This is a genomic window from Leucobacter aridicollis (assembly GCF_013409595.1).
In the GTDB taxonomy this organism is placed as follows: Bacteria; Actinomycetota; Actinomycetes; order Actinomycetales; family Microbacteriaceae; genus Leucobacter; species Leucobacter aridicollis.
This window is the reverse complement of the sequence record NZ_JACCBD010000001.1, coordinates 2,849,397-2,873,084: the sequence shown is the minus strand read 5'-3', so window position 1 is coordinate 2,873,084 and position 23,688 is coordinate 2,849,397. Positions and strand designations below refer to the sequence as shown.

Genomic DNA, 23,688 nt, shown 5'->3' with positions numbered 1-23,688 from the left:
CCCGACCAGATACATAGACGCATATGACGCACAGAATCTGACGCGACTCTGAAAATACTTCAAGCACTAGTCCAAACAACCATCCAGCATGGGTTTATGCTGGACCAAACCCACAGAGACAACAATGCCTAAAATTGACATCTCAAACGCATCCGACATGGCTCTTGTCGAGCTCACGCGAAGCGGCATCAATGACGCATATGCAGAGTTGTGGAAACGGCACTCATCGAATCTCACCGTCGCGATTCGATGCTTCACTGGGTTCGACGCGGACGATATTGCCCAAGAGACGTTCATGCGCATCCTCCAGCAGATCCAGGCCGGGAAAGGCCCGCAAACAGCATTCCGGGCGTACGCGATGATGACTGCGCGAAATATTGCTACAAACATGTCCCGGAGTAACGCCGAATCAGAGATCACAGGCAACAACGACGACGTGTTTGAACTTTCCTCAGCTGGATCGCCAGATATTGGCGACACCATCCTTGAGAAATCATTCACTTACCAAGTGTTCAATACACTCCCCACGCGCTGGCAGGAAGTTCTTTGGTACCGAGAGGTGGAAGACCTCCCTGTAAAAGACTTCTGCGTCTTCCTCGGGATGAGCGAGAACAGCACCTCAGCACTGCTGCTTCGCGCGCGAGAAGGGTTCAAGCAAGCATGGATTGCAGCGAATCTTGAACCTCAATCAGATCTCCCCGAGGGGTGCAGGCGGGTTGTTGAGAAACTCCCGCAGCTCGCGCGTGGAAAAGCTAGCGCCGCCGCAAAGAGGAAGCTGGACGCCCACCTCGTAGACTGCAGAAGGTGCTCAATCCTTGCGGGGCAATCCGAGGAAGTCCATTCGCGCCTCGCGCTTGTATTGCTGCCAGGAATTCTCGGTGGAGTGGGTGCTCAACAGTTTGTAGCATGGCTTCAATCGGGAGCTTCATCACCTGCTGCAGCTGAAAGCTTCGCGGCCGCACTTGCGTCGCAGCCTTCACTATTGTCCCCCGAGGGCAGCCTCGCTAAAGCAGGCGCGATCAAGTCATTTACGACGCCCATGGCGCTGATCTCGGCGGGAGCCCTTGCTGCGACCCTTGCTCTCTCTGCGACGGCAGCAGCACCCACAACCGCTCCGATTAGTCGTCTACCGGGAACTCCAACGTCCATCGATGCAAAACGATCCGAACAAACCGCTGAGGATCAGAATGACAACGCGGCCAACGATCAGGAAGACGCTGCTGCGGATAGTGAGTGGGAGGTTTCAAGCGAAACAGAAGCTGCAAGCCAAGACCCGATTCTAAACGACAATGCAACGCCTTCAGACGTAGGTGCCACTGATGCTCTCACGCCTCCTCAGCCGGCGGCTGTGGCCCCGTCACCTTTAAGCGCGATACCAGCAGATGGCATCGAGGTGGGCGTCTACCCCAGGCTCGTTGGATCCGGAGCCCCCCATGCTCGTATCGATCTCACGGTTACCAATGAAAGAGGTGAGGCGTTTAGCCAGAGTATCGTGGCTGACGGGCAAGGACGTTGGGTCTTCACACCTACGAAATTGATGGGAACAATCACCGTCACCGGCGTCCAGACCTACTTGCACAAAGGCTCCGAGGTCGCAGATGCTATCGCCAACATCGGGACCTATCAGGTTGGTAGGGGTCTTGCGATAAGTGTTGAACAGACAGCACCGCAACAAACCACGATTCGGGTCACGGGGCTTGATACCCCGACCCTCAACCAGGTGGTAAACATTCAATCGACCGCACTGGGAGCGCTTGCCACTCACCAGCCTGCAACGGGCCCCGGCGAGTACGTGCTGACAGTCCCCTACGCGCGGTCTGAGCTCGGAGATCTTCGATACTGGCAAGGGAACTCCTCGGTGGGGCCTCAGCGCGTCTGGTGGCGAATGGCGACCTAACCGGGCCCGCGCGATGAGTTGGTTCTGACGCACGTCTAGCTGGCGAAGTTATCATCGGTGCGGAAGCCAGCGACATTGCGGTTATGCCGGGCTTTTGGCCCGGCCGTGCCTGCAGTAGTACTCGATGGAAATAGCCAGCCGGCAATTCTCGGCGAGATCTCCTTTGCCAGCGAAGAAGGAGAGACGCACCAGCTTGTGGTCGTTCTCGGCACGAGTAGAGCAGCACTTTCAAGTTGCTGGAACGCTGGGTGGTGCCAGGAGCGGGCACTTGGTAGACCTCAGAGCGGGTTCTTAGGTGATCGGCATCTCCTCAGATACGAGAGTCAGGTACGACTGGGCTGTCGTCCTCAACTCCCGGGGCGCGGGCTGCCTATAGTGGAAAAGGGTACAAAGCCCGTTACCTACCTGGCCGCGGCAACATGTGGGGTAAGTACGATGGTTCCCGCGGGTGCGGCTGGGGCGGCAGTGGTGGTGGCGTCATCAAATGGAGCAACGTCGCATGGACCAAACAGGTTCAGATGATGTCCGCCTCGGTTAGCTGCCGCGTCCAGGTGTGTAGTGGAGGGTGCTCTCGCGAGATCTGTAGTGCCCGAACATTACGCTGACTCCCAAGTGCGTTTCTAGATCGCGGCACCTGTCACCGGTCTGGTTCAAGTACTCACATCTAGGTCAGTAGACATGACAGCAGGTATAGGGCTCCCTATGCGCATTGCGCAACCCTTCAAATCGCGCTTCAATCCTTTAAGGCGGATTCGGGGTTAAATGCTATCGCGCTTAGGGCGCTCCGGGCGACACGCTACGAGCGTTGGGCGGAGAGCAATTCTCTTTGTCGCCCGATGGCAGCTCGTGCAGACACCGGGAAGTCTGTGATAATCGCGTGGACTCCGAATTTCGCAAGTTCGTACCAGAGGGATGAATCGTTGACAGTCCAGGCACGGATGGTAATTCCTGCTTCCAGTAGTCCGACAACGGTTTGCTTGTCGCGGAGAGAAGTGAAGTGCGGATGCGCCTCCTGGATATCGATGCCCGCGAGATAGTCCCACGGACGAATGAGGCCGTCTGCATAGAGCGCCGCGAGCGCGAGGCCCGGTGCGTGGTTGCGCAGGTCGAGGAGCAACCTGTGGTGAAATGCGCTCACCACGATGCGGTCTGCCATGCCGGAGGCCGCGACAGAGGCTGCGATTGTCTCGGCCATCATCGGGTAGCGTCGTTCGAGGTTCTTTGCCTCGATGTTCAGCCGCATGCCCGTTGGCCGGAGAAGCTCGTAGACCTCGTCGAGCCTGCTGACACGCCCCTCAGGGCCTGTGGTTCGCGGATCGACGTAGTGACTCAGCTCGGCATAGTCGAGCGCCCCGATATCCCAGGCCTTGCCGGCCTCGTCGTAGAGCACGGGGTCATGCGCGCAGACGAGGTGGCCGTCGCGGGTGCGGTGCACGTCGAGTTCGAGGCCGTCGGGGGCTTCGAGCACCGCCTGTTCGTAGGAGGAGAGGAGGTTTGCAATTGGGGCGCCCTCGCCTCGTGCGTGGGCCCAGATCTCTGTCATTCTGCGTCTTTCTGTGCGGGGCGAGCGTCGCGCACCCGGTGGTTGGTGACAATGTGCGCGGTCGCTGCAACGGCTTCTAGGGCCCGATCGTGGTCGAGCTGGGCGATGCGGGTGTAGAGAATATCGACGAGCAGAAGTTGCCCGTGCCGCGCGGCGAACGAGGCGGTGCGGTACGTTGTTCCGGTGCCCATCGTGGTGAGGTGCACGTCTGCGACAAGCGCCACTGGTGAGGCCGGGTCGCTCGTCAGGGCGATGGTCTTCGCCCCGCGCTCTTTGCCGGTGAGCAGCGCCTCGTAGGTTTCGCGCGTGCGCCCCGAGGCCGAGATCGCGACGATCGCGTCGGAGGAGCTGCGCAGGGCAGCCGACGTGGCTGCGGCGTGTGTTTCGACCCAGGCCCGGATGGGCACGCCGAGGCGGAAGAGCCGCAGCTCGAGCTCCTGCGCGATGAGGCCGCTCGCACCGACGCCGTAGACGTCGGTGTGTCTGGCGCCGGCGATCATCTGGGCCGCGGCCTCAATTGCCGCGAAGTCGAGCTGGCGGGCGACGAGTTCCATCGCGTCAATGTCGAGCCTGGTGAGGGTGTTCGCGACCTGCTCCAGGCTGTCGTCTGGGCTGAGCCCGCCGACAAGCGGACGATTGAGGGTCGCGTTGCCGTGCCCGACCTCTTCTGCGAGGCCGAGCAGCAGCGCCTGGTAGCTCGCGAGCCCGAGCGCCTGGCAGAACCTCGTCACGGAGGGCTGCGAGACGCCCGCAGCTGTGGCGAGTTGCGCGGCCGACAGGTGGGTCACCTGCTCGATGTTGCCGAGAATGTAGTGCGCGATGTGCTGATGCGCCTGCGAGAGGCGCGGCAGCGCGAGCTGAATGCGATCGGTGATGAGCGCACCGCGCGTGGCTTCGGCCCCTGCTGCTGGGGTGGGGTGTGTGTTCATCTTGGCTCCGATCGTAGACGCGAATGCGAGATTTCGTGCGGCGAAGTAGGCGGCTTTGACATTCAATTCACCCAGAGTTCACGCAACGTGTAATAATCATTCACACTCACCCGGTTAAGTGTATTAGAGATTCACTAGTCGTGGATCAGACGCATCAAAGGAGAACCTGATGACAGAACGCATCGTGGAGTTTCACGATGAAGTCGCGCGCCGACTCGCTCAGCTGACATGCACCGCCGAGGAAGGCGGCTTTGACGCCGCCATCGCACTTCTCAGTGAAACCGTCGCGGCTGACGGGGTGATCCACGCATTTGGCACCGGCCATTCCGAGGCTTTCGCGATGGAGATTGCAGGTCGCGCCGGTGGCCTGATCCCGACGAACAAGGTCGCGCTTCGAGACGTCGTAATCCGCGGTAATCGTGACGTCAGCGCTCTCACTGGATTCCCGCCGCTGGAGCGTGATCCCGAAATAGGCGATGAGCTCTTCTCCACGATCCTTCGCGAGCCGCAAGATGCTTTCATTATCGCCTCGAACTCCGGGGTTAACGGTTCCATCGTAGGTATGGCGCTGCGCGCAAAGGCTGCAGGCCACCCTGTCATTGCGGTCACGAGTCTCCAGCACACCTCACGGGTCACCCCAACCCACCCGAGCGGAAAGCGCCTGAGCGAAATCGCCGACATTGTTATCGACAACCTCGCCCCCTATGGCGACGCCGTGCTCTCCGGATCCACGCCGGTCGGAGCTGTCTCCTCGATCACTTCGGCGTTTATCGCGCAGCTGCTCACCGTTGGCATCTCGGAACGACTCGGGCGGGCGGGGCAAGCACCCCCCGTGTTCCTCTCCGCAAACATCCCTGGAGGCGACGAGCACAACCGCCGCCACGAAACCCACTATGGCGAGCGCATCCGTCGCATCGCCTAACGCTCTGCCCTAATTTCAACGGACTTGAAGGATCACCATGTATACACCACGTTTCACCATGTCCCGTCGCGTGCTCACGGCAGCAGCGGGAGCAACCGTGCTCGCGCTTTCCCTCGGCGCGTGCGCGGCAACGCCCGGAGGGCCAGCCGAGCGCCCGAGCCAGGGCAGCGACACCACGGGCGATGCGAAGAACCCGTTCGGCGTCGCGGCAGGCAGCACCGTCGACGCGGTGATCTTTGATAACGCGAACAACGTCGCGTTCTTCGACACCGTCACCCCGACCATGCAAGAGCTCCATGAGGTTGACCTGAAGGTCACCCCGTCGACGCAGATCGCCCAGCAAGTGCAGCCCCGATTCGTCGCTGGCACACCACCAGACCTGCTGCACTCCGCCGGCTCAGGTTCCATCCCCGTCGCGTCGATGCTCCCAGACATCGAAGACCTCACCTCGGTCACGAACGCGATGAACCTGGATGGCGAGCCCATCGCCGACACGCTGTACCCCGGCGTGCTCGACCTCGCAAAGTACGATGGCAAGCTTGCGGCGGTCAACTACTCGCTCAACGTTCATGCAATGTGGTACTCGAAGTCGATGTTCGACAAGTACGGTTGGGAAGCGCCAAAGACCTGGGATGAGGCCATGGAACTTGGCGCCGCCGCAAAGAAAGAGGGGAAGTACCTCTTCACCTGGGGCAAGGAGGGTTCGGCCTACTATCTCTCGCTCGCCATCGACAGCGCAGTGAAGGAGGGCGGCCGCGATGTGCTCGCTTCCCTTGCAAACCTCGAGGCCGACTCCTGGAGCCAGCCAGAGGTGCAGCAGTCGTTCACCGCCCTCAAGGAGATCGTCGATGCTGGCTACTTCATTCCCGGCGGCGCGGGCACGCAGTTCAAGGCGGCTCAGGCGCAGTGGAGCCTCAAACAGGAGGCCCTGATGTACCCGACCGGGTCGTGGATCGAGGGCGAGATGGGCGACGAGATCGCCGATGGCTTCGAGATGGTCGGAGCCCCGGCGCCGACGATCACCACACAATCAGCTCTGCCATATGAGGCGATGCGTTTCGCGGGCGGCAACCGCTTCGTAGTGCCGTCTGATGCCGCGAATGCCGCGGGCGCAAAAGAGACGCTCCGCGTCATGCTCTCTCCTGATGCGGCCGCAGAATTCTCGCGCATCAATAAGTCGCTCACTATCGTGAAAGACACCGTGCCAGCTGACGGATTCGGCTCCACATCGCTGGTGTCGGCCCGAGACCTGCTCGACAACGCAGGCGAAAATGCGTTCGCGTGGGATTTCACCGACGCATACCCCTTCGGCGACGACAAGACCCGCATCTGGAACGACTTCCTCTCGGGCAGTATCGACGTCGACACGCTCACAAGTGAGATGCAGAAGCTCTCGGACAAGATTCGCGAAGACGACTCGATCGTGAAGATCAAGGTGGGCAAGTGACCGAGACCGTCACCGCACTACCAGGGGCCCCCGGTCGCGCTCGCGCCCGGGGGCCCCGCGGGGGCTTTGACCGGGTCTCTATGCTCGCCGTATTCGTCGGAGTGCCCCTCGCGCTCTACCTCGTCTTCGTGATCTGGCCGATGCTGCAGGCGGCCGTCTACTCGTTGACCGATTGGAGTGGCTTCAGCGGCAGTTTCGGCTTCGTTGGGCTGAACAACTACCTCGAACTCTTTCGCGACGAGTCGTTTCTCATCGCGATCCGCAACAGCCTCATTATTCTCGCGGCGCTTCCAGTGCTGTCGCTCGCGATTGGTCTGCTGCTCGCGGTCATGGTCACTATCGCCGGTCCCTCCCGCGGCGGTGTGCGGGGCGTGCGCGGCTCAGCGTTCTACCGGGTGGTCGCCTTTTTTCCTGCCGTGATCCCGTCGATCATCATCGGCATTATCTTTGCGCAGGTCTACGACCCGAACAACGGCATCCTCAACGGCGCCCTGACCGGGATTGGGCTCGAACAGTTTCAATCCTTCGCGTGGCTTGGGGAGGCATCGACCGCGATGGCAGCGACAATCGCCGCCATGGTGTGGGCCACGTCGGGTTTCTACATGGTGCTATTCATCGCAGCGATTCGCGGCATCGACACCGAGCTGTTTGAGGCAGCGCGGCTCGATGGTGCCGGCCGCATGCGCATCACCCTGTCGATCGTGCTCCCTGGCATTGCCGCGAACGTGAAAACCTCGTACGTGTACGCGGGCATCGCTGCCCTCGACTCATTCGTCTTTCTCCAGGCGTTCAACCCGAGCGGGGGGCCCAAACGGTCGACCCTTGGCATCACCCAGGAGATCTACTCGACAGCGTTTCAGGAGGGCCGGTTCGGGCTTGCGTGCGCCATGGGTATCCTACTCACTCTGCTCACATTCGCTTTTGTCGGACTCACACACAGGCCACGAAAGAAGGCTGCACGGTGACCTCATCCATTTCTACACCGAACAGGGCGGCGCTCACACCGACTCGCGCGGCCGGCCCCCGCGCGCGCAGGAAGCGCGCATCGGCACCGTCAGAGCGGCTCGTCGGAATTGGCTCGCAGGCTGTGCTCGTCATTTGGACGGTGGTGATCGCCGTTCCGCTTCTCTGGACAGTCATGAGCTCGTTCAAGTCGAGCCGGGAGATTCTTGCCTCCCCGTTTGCCTTACCGAGCTCGTGGTCATTCACCAACTATGCGACCGCTTGGGCTGACGCACGCATCGGCGAGTTTTTCATGAACACGCTTGTTGTCGTCGGCGGGGCGCTCGCGCTCACGATGTTGCTCGGCGCAATGTGCGCATACGCGCTCGCCCGCTTCGAGTTCCCTGGGCGCACCGCGATCCGCAACCTGATTCTCGCCGGGCTCACGTTCCCCGTGTTCCTCGCGGTCGTGCCGCTGTTTTTCGTCGTGCAGCAGTTTGGGCTGATGAACTCGCTCGCGGGGCTCATCGTCACCTATACGGCCTACGCGCTCCCATTCACAGTGTTGTTTCTCACCGCGTTCTTTGAACGTCTTCCGCACGAGATCGCCGAGGCAGCTGCGATTGACGGCGCCTCACAGTGGCGAACATTCTTCTCAGTAATGCTGCCGATGGCAGGGCCAGGTATGTCGGCGATCGCCCTCCTGAATTTTGTAGGCCTGTGGAACCAGTACTTGCTTCCCGTGATCCTCATCACCGACCCCAGCAAGTCAGTGCTCACACAGGGCATACAGGTCTTCGCGGTGCAAGCAGGGTTCAACGTAGACTTTGGGGCACTGTTCGCCGCCGCGGTGATGACTATCCTGCCTGTGCTCATCGTGTACGTCATCTTCCAGAAGCGGCTTCTCGCCTCGGTCTCACAAGGAGCGCTCAAATGATGCTCATTGCCGTCGACGCCGGTGGCACCCGCACTCGCGCTGCAGTCGTAGATGACACAGGAAAACTTCACGGTTTCGGCATCGCTGGCTCTGGTAACCCGACAGCCGTTGGTAGGGAGGCCGCCGATGGGGCGGTAGTCGCAGCACTGACGGCGGCTCTCGACGCCGCGGGAACACCGGGGGAACGCATCCTAGGGGGTGCCGTGTGCTCGGCCGGACAACACGACGCTGACCGAGTTCGGTCGATCTTGACTGGCGCGGGGATCCGCACGGAGACCCCAGTGGTGCTAGTGGGCGATGCAGTGGGTGCCTATCTCGCAGTCGCCGACGAACCGACCGGCCTCGCCCTCGTTGTCGGCACAGGGAGCGTCGCTATCCGAGTCGAAGGCACAGTAATCACGGAAGTATTTGACGGAGCAGGATGGCTGCTTGGCGACCTGGGTAGTGGATTCTGGCTCGGCCAGGCCGTCGCACAGGCCGTTGCGGCAGATATCGATGGACGCGGCCCAAAAACCTCGCTCACGCAGGATGTCCTCAAACGGATCGACCGAACAGACAGCTCGCACTGGGGTTCGGGTAGACATCCGGACCTGCTGCAGCTCCTACGGCACAGCTATTCAGAATCCCCTGTGCGTCTCGCACGCCTCGCCAAGTTAGCTTTCTTGCACTCGCGTACCGATTCGGTGGCAGCAAAAATTGTCGACGTCGGCGCGAAACACGTGGCAGCGACGCTTCGGGCCGCCCGCGCATCGGGCGCTGGCCTCCCTATTGCCTGCAGTGGGTCCGTCCTCATTCACGGCTACCTTGGCGTCAAAGCTCCTTCGAACTCGCTCGCAGTCGAGCTTTCTAACGCCGATTTTCGGCGATGTGAGGATGGAATTGTTGGAGCCGCAGTGCTGGCACTGCACGAAGCAGGAGTATCGCGTTCTAAAGAGCTTCGCGAAACGCTTGGAGCTGTGTTTTCGCAGGTGAAGGCGAGAAGATGAGCGCCGCCCGGGTTGAAGTGGGCCTGCGTTCTGGTAACCAGCCGACTGCACGAGTGACTTCGATTCCGAGTCGTTGTGAGCTTGATGCGTCATCTCCCGGGGGTCTTCGGAGAGGTCGCGACATACGCTAGACCTTAGAACTGACCGGCAGCAATCGTCATGTGGGCTCTGTCAGACGGAGGCGAGTGCGCTCCTAGACCTGCCTACTCGATCTCATCAAAGCTCTTGACTTGGTCCTCTAGCTAATGCCGCATCACCAGGTGCGGGGGTAGAAGTCAACGATGACGAATCGAACTACGTGCAACGAAGCTGTATTCGGAGATTCACCGACGTCGCCGGCGCGGACAACATCCACGAGCTCGGTTGGTGCCACCGAACCTTGAGGCGCCCGGGCTCGCCGACGCTGAACGTTCAGTTTCATGTGTAAAAGACCTCTCCACACGCCCGACGGCTCAGGAACTTTCCACCTAAAGGAACGTCCGACGTCCACATACCATGTGGCGGCAAGGCATTCTGAACTTATCGGCGTTTGCCTTCTAAGCGCTAACTGAGATTGCCCCCTGTTGCTGATGCCTTTTGGACGGTGAAGCAACGGCATTTCGTTTGCCTGTGTTAGTAACGCCCGAAAGTCGAGATCCTGTTGCTGCCACGTTGCCTTCGGCTCGCTAATTACTTTGTGCAAGTCGTGCCTTGGCCGAGTCAGCCTACGACGTCGGCTCCAAGTAACTCTCGGTGCGCGCCGCGCGACTCGACAACGCCTCACGCGCGCTCCTGGATCAGAGGTAATCGGGCAAAAATGAAGCGCCTCGAGGAAACCGAACCGATAGCTTTCCTTCTCGCTCATCTCGGACGTATTCGAGCGCTACATGGTTTGCTTGCACACGAGGGAGCTTCCGCCACGTCTTCGTCGATGCCAGAAGGTTGTGGATCAGTGTGTGGCAGCCTCGGCAGAGGGGCCAGAGGTCATCGTGTTCTTCAATGCCGAGCCGGTCATAGGTGATGTGGTGGAGGTCGTCCTGCTTGAGCTTCCACGGCTTCCCACAGCCCAGACATACGATTGCGCCTCCGGCAGGCAGGAGGCCGGCTTCTTCTTCCGCCCACTGATACCGTCTCCGGTACCAAGCTGGTGACCGCATGTAGCCGGAGTACCGCCTGCGGTGCGCTTCCCGTCCGTTGGAGCGCACCGCCCACGGGTTCAGTTCACGCACGGTACCCGGCCTGCATTTTTGCGATCGCCTCCCCATACTCGGACGTGTCCCGCAGATGCTGCTCGAAATCCTTCGCATCCTTCTGACACTCCGCGAACCGGGGATGCTCATGAAAAGGCCTGGTCCTCGGGAGGAACGGCGGCAAGTTTCGATAGAACACGAACGCCATGCCCTTCTCAAGCGTCCGGATCTCGCTGCCCTCAAAGATCGCCCGTTTCTCTTCAGAGAGCTGCATGTGGGCAGGACCGTTCAGCGCCATCGAATACGACTCACGTTCGACCCACGTCTCGCCGATGAGCTTTGACATGTCTTCGAGCGCGCGAGGATCACCGCCTCCGGGGAGCACAATCTTAGCCGTCGCAGCGTCCCAGAGAGTGTCTGCGCCTTCTTGTCCGCCATACTGCTGCAGCTGCGATTTGGACTGGAATACAGCGACGCCGATACGGCCGACGCCGCCGCCGGCGGTGATGAGCTCATACATGCCCTGGTACTCAAAGTTCCCTGCCTCATCAAGCAGATACGTGAGCGGCGGGTCAAGGCGGCCACCGGGGGAGCCTGCCGCGATCGCCTTTGAGGCGTAGTCGACTTCTGAGAGAAACCCGTCGAGGATCCTGAGATAGTTAGCTGAGGTTTTCTTGTCTCCGATGAGGTAGACGGTGCCCTTGTGGAGGATGAACTCCGCGAAGTTGAATTCGGCATCGTCCTGCCCGATTTTCATCCAGTCTCGGGCGCTTCTGGAGTCAAGGAATGCGAGCACAGTGGGCAGCACGCCCCACTGTGGGGCACGCTGCTCGGGAGGCATGTTGATGACCGTCTCAAGCCGTGTTGCGTGCTCGGTGAGCCCTTCCGGGTGTTCCCGGATGAGGCGCACGGCTTCTTCAGCTGCCCGCGGGGAGGCGACCCAGCCCCAGATGTCGTCGACGGTGCGGCCGCCACACGCTGCAGCGTGGAACAGCGCGGTCGCGAGCTGCTTGCCGAGGGTGTCCCAGTGTCCGCCGTTCGTGGTCGACCCGGAGAACGCGTCAGCGGGGATGAGCCCGTTTATCCGACGGATCAGCGTCTCTTCATGCACGCAGCCGGCGACGGGGTCCCACTTCAGGACATGGCCGAAGTCTTTCCCGCTCGGGATCCCTGGGGCGAAGATCCACACCTTCGACCCTGCCCGTTCACGTGCCTGCATCGTCATCTGTGCGTTGTCGAGTTTTGAGGTCGTCGTAACGACGGCCCCTGGTGCGTCCATGATCCACGGAAGCACCAGATTCCAGCCCTTGCCCGCGCGGGAGGGACCGATCACGATCATGGGGTCTTCCACCCTCAGGAAGCACTCGATGCCCCGGAACATTCCGACCCGGTAGCCGACATCCATAGCCCGCAGTTTCGACGCTGGCACTGCTGGACGAAGTACCGGCGCGCGTTCAGTCAGCAGTTGTTCCTCGCCGAGCTCCTCGAGGACTTGCTCACGTGTTGCGAGTCCGGGCCGGCGCTGCGGGTCTTTCCGGCGCTTCGACGCTGCGCGTACAAACAGGAACACGACGGCCACGATCGCTACGGAGATGAACACTATGAGCGCCCAGTGCAGCGCGCCGGCGCCGTCGGCCCCGTAGCGGGCTGCAGGGTCCGCTGCGCCCCACAAGCCGATGTAATGGAACACGGGAAGAGGAGTGAAGGATTTCGTTCCGGTGATGAGTGTCACGAGCCTCTGGACGAAGAACTGTAGCCCCACAAGTGCTGCGGCCGGGAGCCCGATCACGAGGGCAAGTTGTTCTGCGAACCCGAAGGTTCTTAGACGTTTCTCAAAGCCCGTCGCTGGGGCGACGCGGTCTTGGTAGTCAGACATAGGAGTTTCCGTTCTAGTCGTTGGCGATCGCCACAGGTGGGACGGCCCGCACGAGGCAGTCGGTGAATACGGCGCCGGCCCGCACGGCAAGGTCTAAGACGTCGACGACCGGGCGGGATTGTCGGCCTTCTGCCCGGATGAGGTATTCCCCGAAGGCTGACGCGATCGCTGGTACTTCCCGGAGGAATGCGACGAGCTCGGTGCTGTCGCTCGTGTCTGCGATGTAGCGGCCCGCAGCGCGCAGCGGCCTCGCTGCCAGGCCTGGCACCCTGAGCGGGGATCCCTCGATCACGTTTTCTACCCGCTCGAGGTGCGCGACGTAGAGCCGCACTTCCGCGGCCGCTGAGAGCAGCGGCCCGTGAGCTTGTTCGAGGAACCGGGAGCCTGCTTCGTTGGTGACGGACACGCACAGCTCCCACACCTCACTGAGCAGCGGATCGTCGCTGGTGGGGGAGAGTTCCCCGAGTGCCTTTCGTGCTTCGCCTGTGAGCGATGTCACGCTGTCTTTCGTCATTCGGATTCCCCCTGCACATGTGTGTTGTCTTCTTGGCTGCCCTGCTTGTCGGTGTCTCGGCCGAGATGCCGCATCGCCGCATCAGTGTCAAAGAGCTGTCGCTCCCACGGTGTCGACGTCGGGTTGCCGTCGATGACGTAGCTGCGCTCACCGGCACGGAACATAAACTCGCCACGACCGAACCCCCTGATGAGGTTCGCCTCACCCTGACGGAGCGTCCCGGCCTGGACAGCGCGCTTGAGTGTCGACTCGTTTTGATAGAACGTGATCGTGTTCGCGTACCCTCGGAGGAGTTTCTGGGCGAGGTTTCGCTCTTCTTCCCCGCCGGTATCAAAGTCCCCGTCCTCGTGAACGATCATCATCATCGTGATGCCGTATTCGCCAGACAGTTTCAACTGCAGCTCGTGCGCCTCAAGCGCGGCTTTCGTCTTCATGTCACGCCACCCTTCCTCACGGATGACGAGATGCCTACGTCCTGATGCTTTGTTCGACACCATGTTCTGCACCCACGAGTTCGTGATGGTCTGCGTGATTGCGAGCGCGAGATCTCCACGTTTCTCCATCGCATACGTGTCAAACACCGTGTATGGGGACTCTGGGTTGAGTTGGATGGTTCCCTCGTCTTCGAACATGCCCGACAGGTTTCCCTGGAGGAGGAGATCGAACATGAGCACCAGGTCGCGCGCCATGCTTTTCTCAAACATGCCGCCGCGGGCCGTGGTGAGCTCCGGTGAGTCGATCTTCTGGATGACCTTCCGGATCGTCGGATGGTCGTTCGTCTCACGAATCACCTCACTGAGTGCCCAGTTCAAGATCGCAATCTCGGCCGGAAACAGGTTCCTGGATCCGGGGGCAAGGAGCGCTCCGATGAGCTGGAGCACCTGCTGCCGGGATGCGAGCATGCGCTGCGTGTGCTCTGCTTCAGATTCACCGAAGTGGCGCTCGCCTGCCTGGAGAGGGTTCACACGGATATCGGTGCCGAACGACCCGACCTTGAACACCTGTCCGCCGAGCGCTTCCGCGACCACACCGTGCTCGCCCTTCACGTCACTCGTGTTGATCGAGTACACGTTAAACAGCGCGAGGAGCGTCACGAGCCGCTTCACGATGAACGACTTGCCGCGGCGAAGGCTGCCCTTCACAAGAATGTTCGGGGAAGACACCATGCCGAGCAAGTACATGTGCCAGGGGTGAAGAATGAAACCACGGCCCCCGGAAAGCCGTTCAACTCCGACAACGGGGCCCTGGACTTGGGGGAGGTCTGCGGCGGCGAACGGGTTCGCGGCCGCGAAATCCCACCCCGTCCCAACGTGCGGGGGAGGACTGAGGCGTGGGATCGAGCGGAAGCGATCATCCATCCCAAGAAATGGGAGCTCCTCAATTTCTGGGGCAGACGCCGGCTCACCAAGAGTGTGCTCGTCCCGAACTTGACGAAGGATTTTGCGCTCTTTCCGGGTGAGAGTTCCCGGATCGAACATGACCTGACTGCGGCCCATTACTTCATTCCCATCCCGACCGGATACGCCACAGCAATGAGGCCGGCCTGTTGTTGGTAGCTCATGACCAGAAGTTCCACTCCTGCGTTCGCGGCCGAGATCTCCATCGCCGCGCACGATTCTTCAAGCTCGTCACGAGTGACCGCCGTGACAACGAGATAGCCGGTGAATTCGAGTTGTCCTTGCCCGTCGATGAGGTCCTGCTCACGTGCGTCGAGGTTTAACCAGTCCGCGTTGTCTGCAATCGTGGTGCCGGCGCGGTCCTGTTTGAATTGGGCGTTCTGTTTCCACGTCTTTCGGTCTTTCGAGATCCGTTTCAGTGCGACCTTCATCGGGACGGGTTTCCCGACGAGGGAGAACGTGTGCCTGACTGCGTATCCGTGGTGGGATTCTGCGAACGCGACATTTCCCATGAACCCGGGAAGTGTCTGGATTCTTGGCCATTCCGCGACCCAGTAGGTGCGGTGGAACGCGGAATCGGTTTCTGCGTAGTCTTTGTCCTCATCGAGCGACATTGGGCCGGCGAGCTCGGGGGCGACACCTTCAAACGCGGACCCGATGCGTGCGTCGATCGCGGTCTCCCCAACTGGGTCGACGGTGCCACGGCCGGTAGCCGCCCATTCGCGAGGCGTACACCACGCCACACGCGTGAACCCGGCCTGCATGAGCGCCTCAGTGGTCGACCCCATCTCCTGCTCACACACCGCAAGAACGCCGGCCTTGCCGCCTCCGTGGCTCTTCACGAGAGAACGACCAGCACCGGATCCGGTGTCGATTGTGAGGGTGATCGTCGACGGGCGCCACACGACCTCATCAGCAAGCAGATTCAGTGCGTCCTGATACGACTCGGCCAGAGGGCCGGTCTTCTTTAGCGCGTCGAACTGTTGCTGCTCGACGACCACGGACCCGGGCCGCGTGCGTTCCTGTACGGTCACTCTGGCTATCTGTTGTCGCCTGGTCCATGCGCCACAGACTGTCATCCATCCCGTGATCAGGCCTTCTCGTTCTTCAGGGGTCGACACTGAGACGCTGTGCTGCGCCATACCGGGGGAGGCGACCACGCAGGTGATGGACGCCATCTGTGAGCGTTTGTCCCAGATCACGACGGAGCCCTTTTCGGTCTCCCAGATTTCGAACCGGTTGGGGTGCCCGGGCAGCTCGAGGTGGCCCTTCATGATCGGGCCAGTCTTGCGCCGGTACTTCGTCATTCCAGTTGCCTTTCTGCGTTTGAACTGCAGCACCTTGAGGACGTGCATCGTCCATGGGATCCCTGCTTCGGTTTTGAAGAATCCGCCTGCTGCAAGTGGCGCCATGATTGCGGCCGCGACGAGTGCACCGACGAGGTTTCTCGCAACGACGCACACGAGCACGGGAATGACCGCGATCCCGATCGACCACACCCCGTACTTATCGATCCCAAGGATCACGCCCTGAGTGGGGCGGCGTGCGTACTGAACCTTCGCAAGCTCGCGCGGGTCTACTGCGCTCATCGCACACCCCTTGTCGGTTTCGGGGCTGCAGGTTTCGTCTTTGGTTTCGGAGTCTCAGGAGACCGGTTCCCGCCGGCCTTCGGCGCACCGCCACCGCGCCGCTGCGAACCGGGAGAGCCGTTACTCCCAGGCTTCCCACTTCCGCCGTTCGCCCCGCTCTTGCCGGGCTTTCCGGCACCCTGGCCACCAGTCGCACCAGGCTTTCCGCTGCCTCCGCCGGGTGAGCCGGGAGCCCGATTGCTGCCGGCGGTACCGCCACCTCGTGCGGCCGCGCCGCCGCCGCGCGCACCGGCAGCCCCTGATTTTCCGGCGGAGACCGTTCGAACCACATTCCGTGACCCTTGGCTGGCGCTTCGGCCCAGCTGTGAGCCTGCCTGGTCAGCAGACACAGCATCGGCGCCGAGGAAGTCAAAGAACTTCACCACCATGAGCGGCATAAACGCCGTCATGAACATTCCGATCGCAAGTGTCAGACTTCCGCCGTCAAACAGGGTCGCCCCCTTCGTCGCCCGGAGGATCATCGCGAGGAGCCCGAACATAAGTGGCTCCGCGATCAGGAGCGCGAGTCCAACGCTGAACCATTTCTTCGCGAGCCCCCACCCGCCCTTCGTGGTGACGCCCATGAATGCGAGTGGGGCGAACGCGATGAGGATCATGATTGCGAAGTTTCTGAACGCGAGCGCGAAATTGAGCATGATCATGCCGAGGATGAGGACAAGCATCAAGATCATCATCGGGAGGAACCCGACCCCAGCAACTTGCAGCAACGCGCCTCCGGTGTCTGAGCCAGTGCCGACTTGCATGGTCGTTCGAATCGCGGCCGCGAACCCTTCACCCCCACCGAGCCGGTCGAGAAGGTCTTTGCTGATCAACTCGGATATTTCCAGAAGTGCGCCGCCGAGGGTGAGTGCGAAGTAGGTTGATGGGATGCCTGCGAGGACACCGATGATTGGCCACTTCATGTCTGCTTGGAAGACACCCCGCACGATTCCCACGGAGAGGATCCCAAGGGACACGATGATCGCGATCCTGAACCAGTACCCCGATTCACCGATTGCGCTGTCCCACAGCTTCGATCCGGGAGCAATCGAGTGGTTTCCTATGGTGATGTCCGCGACCCAGGCAAGGAACTCGCTCATCCCCTTCGTCTGGGTTTCAAAGACGTGGCAGGCCAAATCGATTGGCGTGCAATCGAAGTCGATCTCCAGGGTGTCTTCCATGTGACGCATACTGGACTCCCGCTAGAACAGCGGAATACCTCCTACGTACGTCATCAACGCGGTTGCAGAGCCAAGGAGCATCGTGCCAACGAGGGCACAAGCAAGAACGATCCAGGCGATGTTCTGATTGCGCTGGCTCAGCTTTCCGACAGCGAGCAGAATAACTGAGAGCACTACGCCAAGAAGACAAGCGATGGTGGCGATTGCAGCAGCTGAATTCACGACATGCAATGAAGGTTTCACGAACGGGGCGTTGAAATCTGGTTCGAGATCCGGCACCTCAATTGCCGGAAGGACACTTACGACGTCGACGAGCATGGGGATGAAATCCATTTGGTTCTCCGTTTCCGTATCGCCACCCGATGTGGCGCTACGAAAACGACGGGGCCGTCGGCGCACTACGCGCTGACAGCCCCGCAACCAAGAGGAGTCGTCTACAAATTGATACCTCGAGCGAACATGACCGGCCGCGGGTCGGTCGGGACCCCATTCACGAGCGTCTCAAAATGAAGATGCGGGCCAGTGGAGTTTCCCGTACTACCCACGTAGCCGATGTGTTGGCCGGCCTTCACTTTCTGCCCGACCTGCAACGTGGTTGGCCTCACCATGTGACCGTACAGAGTTGAGAGCCCGCCGGCGTGTGAGATCACGATGTGCCAGCCGTAACTATCTTGCCCAGCCCAATGCGTCGCCGTCACGGTCCCAGAAGAAGCCGCATAGATCGGTGTCTCCTGCGGGGCAGCAAGATCCATGCCGGTATGCCCGTAGTACCCCCACCACTCGGTCGTGATGACGTAAGACGCCACCGGTGACGCCCAGTCCCCAACGACAGGCACCTCACCAACCACACCCGGGGGAGTGATCTCCTCAGTGCCAGTGTCGGCCTCCGCGATCGCTCCAGCGACAGTGGCACCGATGAGGATAAACGGCAGCATGATGATCGTGAGGACGACCGCCAGCACGCCAAGGATGATGTTGCGGCCGGTCTTGCTTTGCGCAGCATGGACTGCGACCTTGACCGCTACTGCTGGCGCTGCCATTGCTCCGGATAGCTCTTCGTCAACGCTGCAACCCCACAAATACCGCCATCCTCAGGGGCATCACAATAGATGAGCAGGGACGTCGCATTCCTCACCAGGTGCACGCCAGCGCCGGACTCCCCACCGGAGTTGACCGCGCTTTCAACTCGCACCCAATACTTCGAGTAGGTTCCGGGGAGCGCATCTGCTTCCCAGGTCTCCTCGATGGTTGTGTTCACGTCGTAACCTTCGGCGGCTGCTTGGGCATCGTTGAACGCCTCAATGGGGTGGGAGGTGTAGGTGATGCCATGGCCGGTGAGTGCGTTGTAGCGCTTCTCGTTTCCGAGCTCCCACCACCAACCGCCATCAGGGTTCCAGCCTTCGCTATCTGCCGCGTCAATCCCGGCCTGCACAATATCTCCTGCGACCCATTCGGTGTGCCCAAGGTTCGATTTCGACCGGTCAATGGTCGAACGGATCACACCTTCGGGCCCCACATAGTCTGGTGACGGCTTCATTACTCTTGTGAGTGATTCCCGAACAAAGTCTTCGTGGAAGGGCTGCTTGCCTGCGTCTGCGGACCACAGCACCCGGGCAGCAGACAGAGCTGCCTCTTCCGGGTTCGTGGTGACGACCATCTCGACCATTCCCGAATCATCAAACGGGGCCGGCTCCCACAACGACTCCGACACCTTCGTCTCTTGCTCACCCAGTTCCGGGCTTTCAGCTCCAGCGCTCGTGCCAGGCGCGGGCTTCGGCTCAGGAGCGGCCGGATCCTTGCTGCCTCCCGGCAGGAGTAGGAAAATCGTGATGCCGATCGCGGTGAGCAGGACCACTGCACCCGAGACGACACCGATGACCGTGTTACGGTTCCACTGCTTCTTCACAATCACTCCTTCACGCCCGCGTTACCCGCGCGGACTGTCTTCACGTAGTCTTCGAAATCAACGACCCAGTTACTGTTCCGCACGCTACCTGGCATCACCCACACTGCGGGCGTCGTGTCGTGATGCTCGGCCGAGTTGCATCCCGTCGACGTCGTCCAACTCGTGAGCCTGCGGATCGCGAGATCGAACTGGTAATGGAAATCGAGCATCGCTGACGGCGGAGCAGTGGGTTCTACTTGCTGCTGGTTGCGGTACTGAAACAGTGCAAGGAGTTCTTGCACGAGGGCTTCGTGTAAGAACCAGCAGGGAGGCACTACCGAGTCGCGCAGCCCGTACCTGCGGACGAGCTCGGGCACCCATTCGCCGAGGACTTCCAGAGTTTCTGCGCTTTCCTCGTCATCGAGCTTCCACCAGTTGATCGGCGACGGCAACGGTTGTCGTACCTGGGGAGGGGGTGGGGGAGGGGGCGTAGCGTTCGGACGGCTACCTCGAGTGCGGCCGGTCGTCACCGACGCCTCCACCGCCTCGCCGTCGACTTCATGCGTCTTCGTCACCAGGGATCCTTTCATCGAGTCTCTCTGCTCGACGAAACCCACTGCGCAGGCAGAGAAGAGAGGATCGGGAAAATACCCTGTGCTCCCAATGCGGAATGCGAGCGACCGGGGCCCCGTCGCCGCACATCGACTTGCATTGCAAGCTCTCCGCGTCGGACGGCGCCAGAACTCAGCGGAAGCGCCCTGAGATCGCTGAACTTCGCAAGCTCCGCTCGCCCCCGCGGGCAAGCGACCGAACCATTGCGTCGTGGGGCCGCATTTCTCCCTGAGGCACGCCCGCTGAAGGACTCTACATCTTGCCTGGCCGCGCTCGCTGACTGTGCGGGCCTAGAACGGGCGACGGAGCAAACACTGAAGGTAGTGCCCTAGTCCTACCACCGTGTAGGAGAGTCCCAATCGCTTGGAGTGGTCTGTGGAGCCTGGTTTCGCGAAGGCATACCACTACGCCCGCCGAGTGAACACAGCGTTTGAGAAGCGTGCCCCCAGCCGACATGCAGCCCTTCTTGAAACGGCCTAAAGTGAGGCGGAACTAAAACGGAAATGGTTGAAGTAGCCACAGCGTGGCAGCGATAGAGGTCGCAGTCGCAATCCCAGACAATGCCATGCCGGCGAGCGGCCATGATTTTGGTCGTGCAACGAGGAGCGCGGTGGCTGCGATTCCAATGCCGGCAACGCCTGCCAGAAATCCAATTACAGGCATCCACCCCAGCAGGAACGCTGCAGTTCCAACGACCAAGGCCAAGGAAGCAAGGCTTTGGTCCCGTGAGGTAAGCGCAGTCTGGTGACGCGAAGGCTTGGAGGACTCTGCTGGGGAGATCATTGCGGTTGGGCTGCCGACGTTACCGGTATTCCGGCTGATATTCGACATGCAGTTGGCTGGACTACAGGTTGTAGGGTGCGGTCGTCTTGTCGTTCTTATCGGGATGACGGATCAGCCCTGGGTCTGATTGCCCTTTGCGGGGGTTTGCGTCCCCATCGAATTCCTCGTCAGCGCCGTCCATTACGGGTTCGTCAACAGTGTCCTCGGTGGGCTGCTTCTTCTCGTTCATGTCGATCTCCCTCTTTTGGGTGGGACACCACCATACGCCCCACGGCTGGAAGTTCCTACCTCTTGAGCCCGTCGCTACTCTCGGGAACGGCAGCGGGGCTGCTTGAGATCCCTGAGTGGCGGCTCGAGTAGTCCGAAGGTGAGCTCTGGAGCGCTGGTCTTTTGAGCAATTTTTGAGCATTCTTTATTAGCACTCTCAGGGTCAGAGTGCTAATCTAAATCACACCTGAGCGAAACCGACTCAGGTTTCTGTCGAAAGGAGACTGATCTCAATGGCACTGACATTTGACCCTTTCACTGAACTCGAACGAGTCGCTACGGGCATGCTGCAGGCGCGCACCGCGCCACGCGCAATGCCCGTCGATCTCTACCGAGACCAGGACCGCTACTTCCTGACAGCTGACATGCCAGGAATCGACCCAGGCAGCCTCGATATCGACGTCGACGGCCAGCTACTCACGATCCGCGCGTACCGTTCAGGCGCGAACTCCGAAGGTGTGAAGTGGCTGACACAGGAACGCGCAGAAGGCGCCTACCTGCGACAGTTCAGCATCGGAGAGGGCATCGACACTGAGAACATCAGCGCCACCTACAAGGACGGTGTCCTCAGCGTCATCCTTCCGCTGAACGCAAAGGCAAAGCCGCGGAAGATCGAGGTAGCAATGCCGTCGACTGAAGCAGCTGAGGGGAAGTCGATCACCGCCTAACAAGCTGGTCCTGCACGTACAACCTGAGACTGATATAAACGAGGTGCGGCCGCGTTCCAAGCGATCCCCATCCCTTGGAACGAGGCCGTTTCTCATTTCACCCTCGCGCCTATGTCTATCCGGCGTTAGCTGCACTCGTTGTAGCGGTATCCGTCTTCACGTCTCTTGAGCACGTCAAGGTAAGAGTTGCGCGCGAGCGACTCCCGGCACGTGTGCTGCAGAAGTTTCATCTTCAATCCTCGAGCGTCGTCTTCCCCGCCGTCGAGACTGGTGAGAACGATCATGAAGGCCTGGCGAACGACTCGGTCGACCTCGCAGTCAGTCGCCATGAGGCGCCTAGCTAGCGCCCGCATGGTGGGCGCGTGCTGCACGATCAACGCACGAAGCGCGTCCTCGTCGCCGTCAGCTGCTCGAGGCACCAGCACCATGTCGCTTGCTACTCGCAGAGAAAGTGAGTGATGAAACGCCATTCGAACCCCTCTCGGAGCGCTCACGGCACAGCTGCCGAGTGCTGCAGCGCCGGTGAGTCCTTTGGGCCCATCCTCATTTGTTTGGCCCAGAAAGTCGATGCGTTGGCCGAAAAGTTATCTTTCCATTGGATGAACTCTAGGTAACCTGATCATCACTGAGGCGGTTGCCGAAAGTGCGAAGACGCCCTTTGGATGGCGCGGTGATGCGCTTTTTCGTCCGCTATGCCTTCACGAATGGAATGGCGAGTCGGCCACATGCCCGAAAGCGGAGTTGGTTGCTCTTGACGTATGCACCTGTGGCCGTTTGACTAAGCATCCAACGAAAGGACGACTCATGGGTTTTCTAGCTTTTGCACTTCTCGGGCTGATCGCGGGCGCTATCGCCAAGGCCATCCTCCCCGGTGAGCACGGTGGCGGATGGTTCGCAACACTCGTCCTAGGTGTCATTGGGGCGATGGTCGGAGGGTGGCTGGGATCGATCTTGTTCGACGCGTCGCTACAGAACTTCTGGTCGATACAGTCCTGGGCACTAGCGATCGGCGGTTCTATCGTCGTCTTGCTCATCTGGGGCCTGATCACCGGACGAAAGAAGTCCTAGCCGCGGCAGGGGGATGGGGCGCGCCTGCCGCGCCCTACCCCCGGCTCGGGGATAATCTATTCCCAGCCTGTCGGAGCAATACAGCAACTAGCGTCGAAGATCTTTTCAGATCAGGCCTGAGCGAGGGAGCCCAAGTCAATGAGTAACGAAGCGTCTAGCACCGAGGTCCTGGTGCACGCCACGCCACCCGAGCTGGTTCCTCCGCCGGAGGCGGGCTTCCGGAGGCTCCCTGAACACATCAGAACCCACACCCTCGACTTCCTAGACAAGGAAATCGCGCAGGCGCGACGCGAACGCGAGAACCTATCCGCTGACAGCCAGACCTTCGCGGACCGGGCGCGGCAGCTCGACGACGCGATCTCTCGAACTGAAGCGCTCCGGGAGACGCTCCTCGGAAGCAACTAGCCACGTGTAGCTATCTAGCGGGCTCCGCATCATCACGTCGGTTTATCCGGTCTTCAGCGAGCGCTTCAACTGCTTCAGTAAGTGACTCTAAGATGCGTTGAACACGGTCATGAAAGACGCCAAAGTTCCCCGGAGTGAACGCCCTCCCATTCGTGAATTCCGATAGCTCATCCCGAGCTTCATCGATGCAACGAGTAACAATCCCATCAGTCTTCCCCATGCTGGCCACTCTACCGAGCGGTTTCTTCGATTAGTATGGTGGCCGGGTTCCCGACTCGAACAAGGGGGTTTGGGAGAGCGGGACTCGATACATCGTTGATTTACTCCTACGCCAGGTCGCGGCGCCTCTGGTACCCGGTTCCGGTGTGGGGAGGTGACGACACAACTGCCCCGCACTTGCTCTATGTGGAGCGAGTGCGGGGCAGTTGTGCGCATGGAGCGGAGGCAGATGCTGCGTGTTGCGCATTCATAATGCGGTTCGATCAGGTAGGCGAGGAGCGATCAGACGCGCCTGCCGTATCTCCCCGCATGTACCCCACGGAGGGTGTTGCATGACAGACGTTGTTCCCAAGCCTGGTCAATGGATAGGGGCACAACTTCCACCGGAAAATCAGGGGATGCTTAGGGGAGTT

General features: G+C 60.7%; 22 protein-coding genes. 9 read left to right on the top strand and 13 right to left on the bottom strand.

The window, feature by feature from the left end; genetic code table 11:
• Positions 1–157: 157 nt before the first annotated feature.
• Positions 158–1,897, top strand: coding sequence for a sigma-70 family RNA polymerase sigma factor (locus BJ960_RS13365; RefSeq protein WP_185987649.1), 1,740 nt, complete (start codon positions 158–160; stop codon positions 1,895–1,897).
• Between the two features lie 796 nt (positions 1,898–2,693).
• Here the strand turns inward: BJ960_RS13365 and BJ960_RS13360 are convergent.
• Both BJ960_RS13360 and BJ960_RS13355 read right to left on the bottom strand, forming a co-directional pair.
• Positions 2,694–3,440, bottom strand: coding sequence for a glycerophosphodiester phosphodiesterase (locus BJ960_RS13360; RefSeq protein ID WP_185987648.1), 747 nt, complete (start codon positions 3,438–3,440; stop codon positions 2,694–2,696).
• On the bottom strand, positions 3,437–4,369 hold the full coding sequence (locus tag BJ960_RS13355) for a MurR/RpiR family transcriptional regulator (RefSeq protein ID WP_185987647.1): 933 nt from the start codon (positions 4,367–4,369) through the stop codon (positions 3,437–3,439). Before BJ960_RS13355 ends, BJ960_RS13360 begins: the two co-directional genes overlap by 4 nt.
• 169 nt (positions 4,370–4,538) lie before the next feature.
• Here BJ960_RS13355 and BJ960_RS13350 point away from each other — a divergent pair, with 169 nt between their 5' ends.
• The 5 genes from BJ960_RS13350 to BJ960_RS17380 all read left to right on the top strand — a co-directional run bounded on the left by BJ960_RS13350 (position 4,539) and on the right by BJ960_RS17380 (position 9,603).
• The gene (locus tag BJ960_RS13350; RefSeq protein ID WP_185987646.1) at positions 4,539–5,291 is read left to right on the top strand and encodes a sugar isomerase domain-containing protein; all 753 of its coding nucleotides are present in this window, start codon (positions 4,539–4,541) and stop codon (positions 5,289–5,291) included.
• A gap of 37 nt (positions 5,292–5,328) precedes the next feature.
• Entirely contained in the window at positions 5,329–6,738 is a 1,410-nt protein-coding gene (gene ngcE, locus BJ960_RS13345) for an N-acetylglucosamine/diacetylchitobiose ABC transporter substrate-binding protein (RefSeq protein WP_237463446.1), read from the top strand.
• A gap of 80 nt (positions 6,739–6,818) precedes the next feature.
• On the top strand, positions 6,819–7,703 hold the full coding sequence (locus BJ960_RS13340) for a carbohydrate ABC transporter permease (RefSeq protein ID WP_185987645.1): 885 nt from the start codon (positions 6,819–6,821) through the stop codon (positions 7,701–7,703).
• Positions 7,700–8,617, top strand: a complete 918-nt coding sequence (locus tag BJ960_RS17240) for a carbohydrate ABC transporter permease (protein ID WP_255808705.1) — start codon at positions 7,700–7,702, stop codon at positions 8,615–8,617. Before BJ960_RS13340 ends, BJ960_RS17240 begins: the two co-directional genes overlap by 4 nt.
• Positions 8,614–9,603, top strand: a complete 990-nt coding sequence (locus BJ960_RS17380; protein WP_185987644.1) for an N-acetylglucosamine kinase — start codon at positions 8,614–8,616, stop codon at positions 9,601–9,603. The genes BJ960_RS17240 and BJ960_RS17380 overlap by 4 nt, the downstream gene beginning before the upstream one ends.
• 1,200 nt (positions 9,604–10,803) lie before the next feature.
• Here the strand turns inward: BJ960_RS17380 and BJ960_RS13325 are convergent.
• The 10 genes from BJ960_RS13325 to BJ960_RS13280 all read right to left on the bottom strand — a co-directional run bounded on the left by BJ960_RS13325 (position 10,804) and on the right by BJ960_RS13280 (position 20,877).
• A complete protein-coding gene (locus tag BJ960_RS13325) occupies positions 10,804–12,648 on the bottom strand; it encodes a type IV secretory system conjugative DNA transfer family protein (protein WP_185987643.1) in 1,845 nt (614 codons plus the stop codon).
• 13 nt (positions 12,649–12,661) lie between these two features.
• Positions 12,662–13,162 carry a hypothetical protein gene (locus tag BJ960_RS13320; RefSeq protein WP_185987642.1) on the bottom strand — a complete coding sequence of 167 codons (501 nt, stop codon included), beginning with the start codon at positions 13,160–13,162 and terminating at the stop codon, positions 12,662–12,664.
• Positions 13,159–14,328 (bottom strand): hypothetical protein, encoded by a 1,170-nt coding sequence (locus BJ960_RS13315; protein ID WP_185987641.1) that lies wholly within the window; start codon positions 14,326–14,328, stop codon positions 13,159–13,161. Before BJ960_RS13315 ends, BJ960_RS13320 begins: the two co-directional genes overlap by 4 nt.
• Before the next feature lie 329 nt (positions 14,329–14,657).
• Positions 14,658–16,148, bottom strand: a complete 1,491-nt coding sequence (locus BJ960_RS13310; protein WP_185987640.1) for an SCO6880 family protein — start codon at positions 16,146–16,148, stop codon at positions 14,658–14,660.
• Positions 16,145–17,368: a hypothetical protein gene (locus BJ960_RS13305; RefSeq protein ID WP_185987639.1), complete on the bottom strand. Its 1,224-nt coding sequence runs from the start codon at positions 17,366–17,368 to the stop codon at positions 16,145–16,147. Before BJ960_RS13305 ends, BJ960_RS13310 begins: the two co-directional genes overlap by 4 nt.
• Before the next feature lie 21 nt (positions 17,369–17,389).
• Positions 17,390–17,701, bottom strand: a complete 312-nt coding sequence (locus BJ960_RS13300; RefSeq protein WP_185987638.1) for a hypothetical protein — start codon at positions 17,699–17,701, stop codon at positions 17,390–17,392.
• Between the two features lie 101 nt (positions 17,702–17,802).
• Positions 17,803–18,408, bottom strand: coding sequence for a M23 family metallopeptidase (locus tag BJ960_RS17045; RefSeq protein WP_185987637.1), 606 nt, complete (start codon positions 18,406–18,408; stop codon positions 17,803–17,805).
• On the bottom strand, positions 18,390–19,274 hold the full coding sequence (locus BJ960_RS13290; RefSeq protein ID WP_185987636.1) for a hypothetical protein: 885 nt from the start codon (positions 19,272–19,274) through the stop codon (positions 18,390–18,392). Before BJ960_RS13290 ends, BJ960_RS17045 begins: the two co-directional genes overlap by 19 nt.
• Before the next feature lie 2 nt (positions 19,275–19,276).
• Entirely contained in the window at positions 19,277–19,828 is a 552-nt protein-coding gene (locus tag BJ960_RS13285; RefSeq protein WP_185987635.1) for a hypothetical protein, read from the bottom strand.
• Between the two features lie 881 nt (positions 19,829–20,709).
• On the bottom strand, positions 20,710–20,877 hold the full coding sequence (locus tag BJ960_RS13280) for a hypothetical protein (protein ID WP_185987634.1): 168 nt from the start codon (positions 20,875–20,877) through the stop codon (positions 20,710–20,712).
• 271 nt (positions 20,878–21,148) lie between these two features.
• Here BJ960_RS13280 and BJ960_RS13275 point away from each other — a divergent pair, with 271 nt between their 5' ends.
• Positions 21,149–21,583, top strand: a complete 435-nt coding sequence (locus BJ960_RS13275) for an Hsp20/alpha crystallin family protein (RefSeq protein WP_121078145.1) — start codon at positions 21,149–21,151, stop codon at positions 21,581–21,583.
• A gap of 125 nt (positions 21,584–21,708) precedes the next feature.
• Here BJ960_RS13275 and BJ960_RS13270 read toward each other — a convergent pair whose 3' ends face one another.
• On the bottom strand, positions 21,709–22,011 hold the full coding sequence (locus tag BJ960_RS13270) for an RNA polymerase sigma factor (protein WP_202229115.1): 303 nt from the start codon (positions 22,009–22,011) through the stop codon (positions 21,709–21,711).
• 376 nt (positions 22,012–22,387) lie between these two features.
• Between BJ960_RS13270 and BJ960_RS13265 the strand changes: the two genes are divergently transcribed.
• Positions 22,388–22,651, top strand: a complete 264-nt coding sequence (locus BJ960_RS13265) for a GlsB/YeaQ/YmgE family stress response membrane protein (RefSeq protein WP_121078140.1) — start codon at positions 22,388–22,390, stop codon at positions 22,649–22,651.
• 138 nt (positions 22,652–22,789) lie between these two features.
• Positions 22,790–23,056 (top strand): hypothetical protein, encoded by a 267-nt coding sequence (locus tag BJ960_RS13260; RefSeq protein ID WP_185987632.1) that lies wholly within the window; start codon positions 22,790–22,792, stop codon positions 23,054–23,056.
• Positions 23,057–23,688 lie beyond the last annotated feature (632 nt).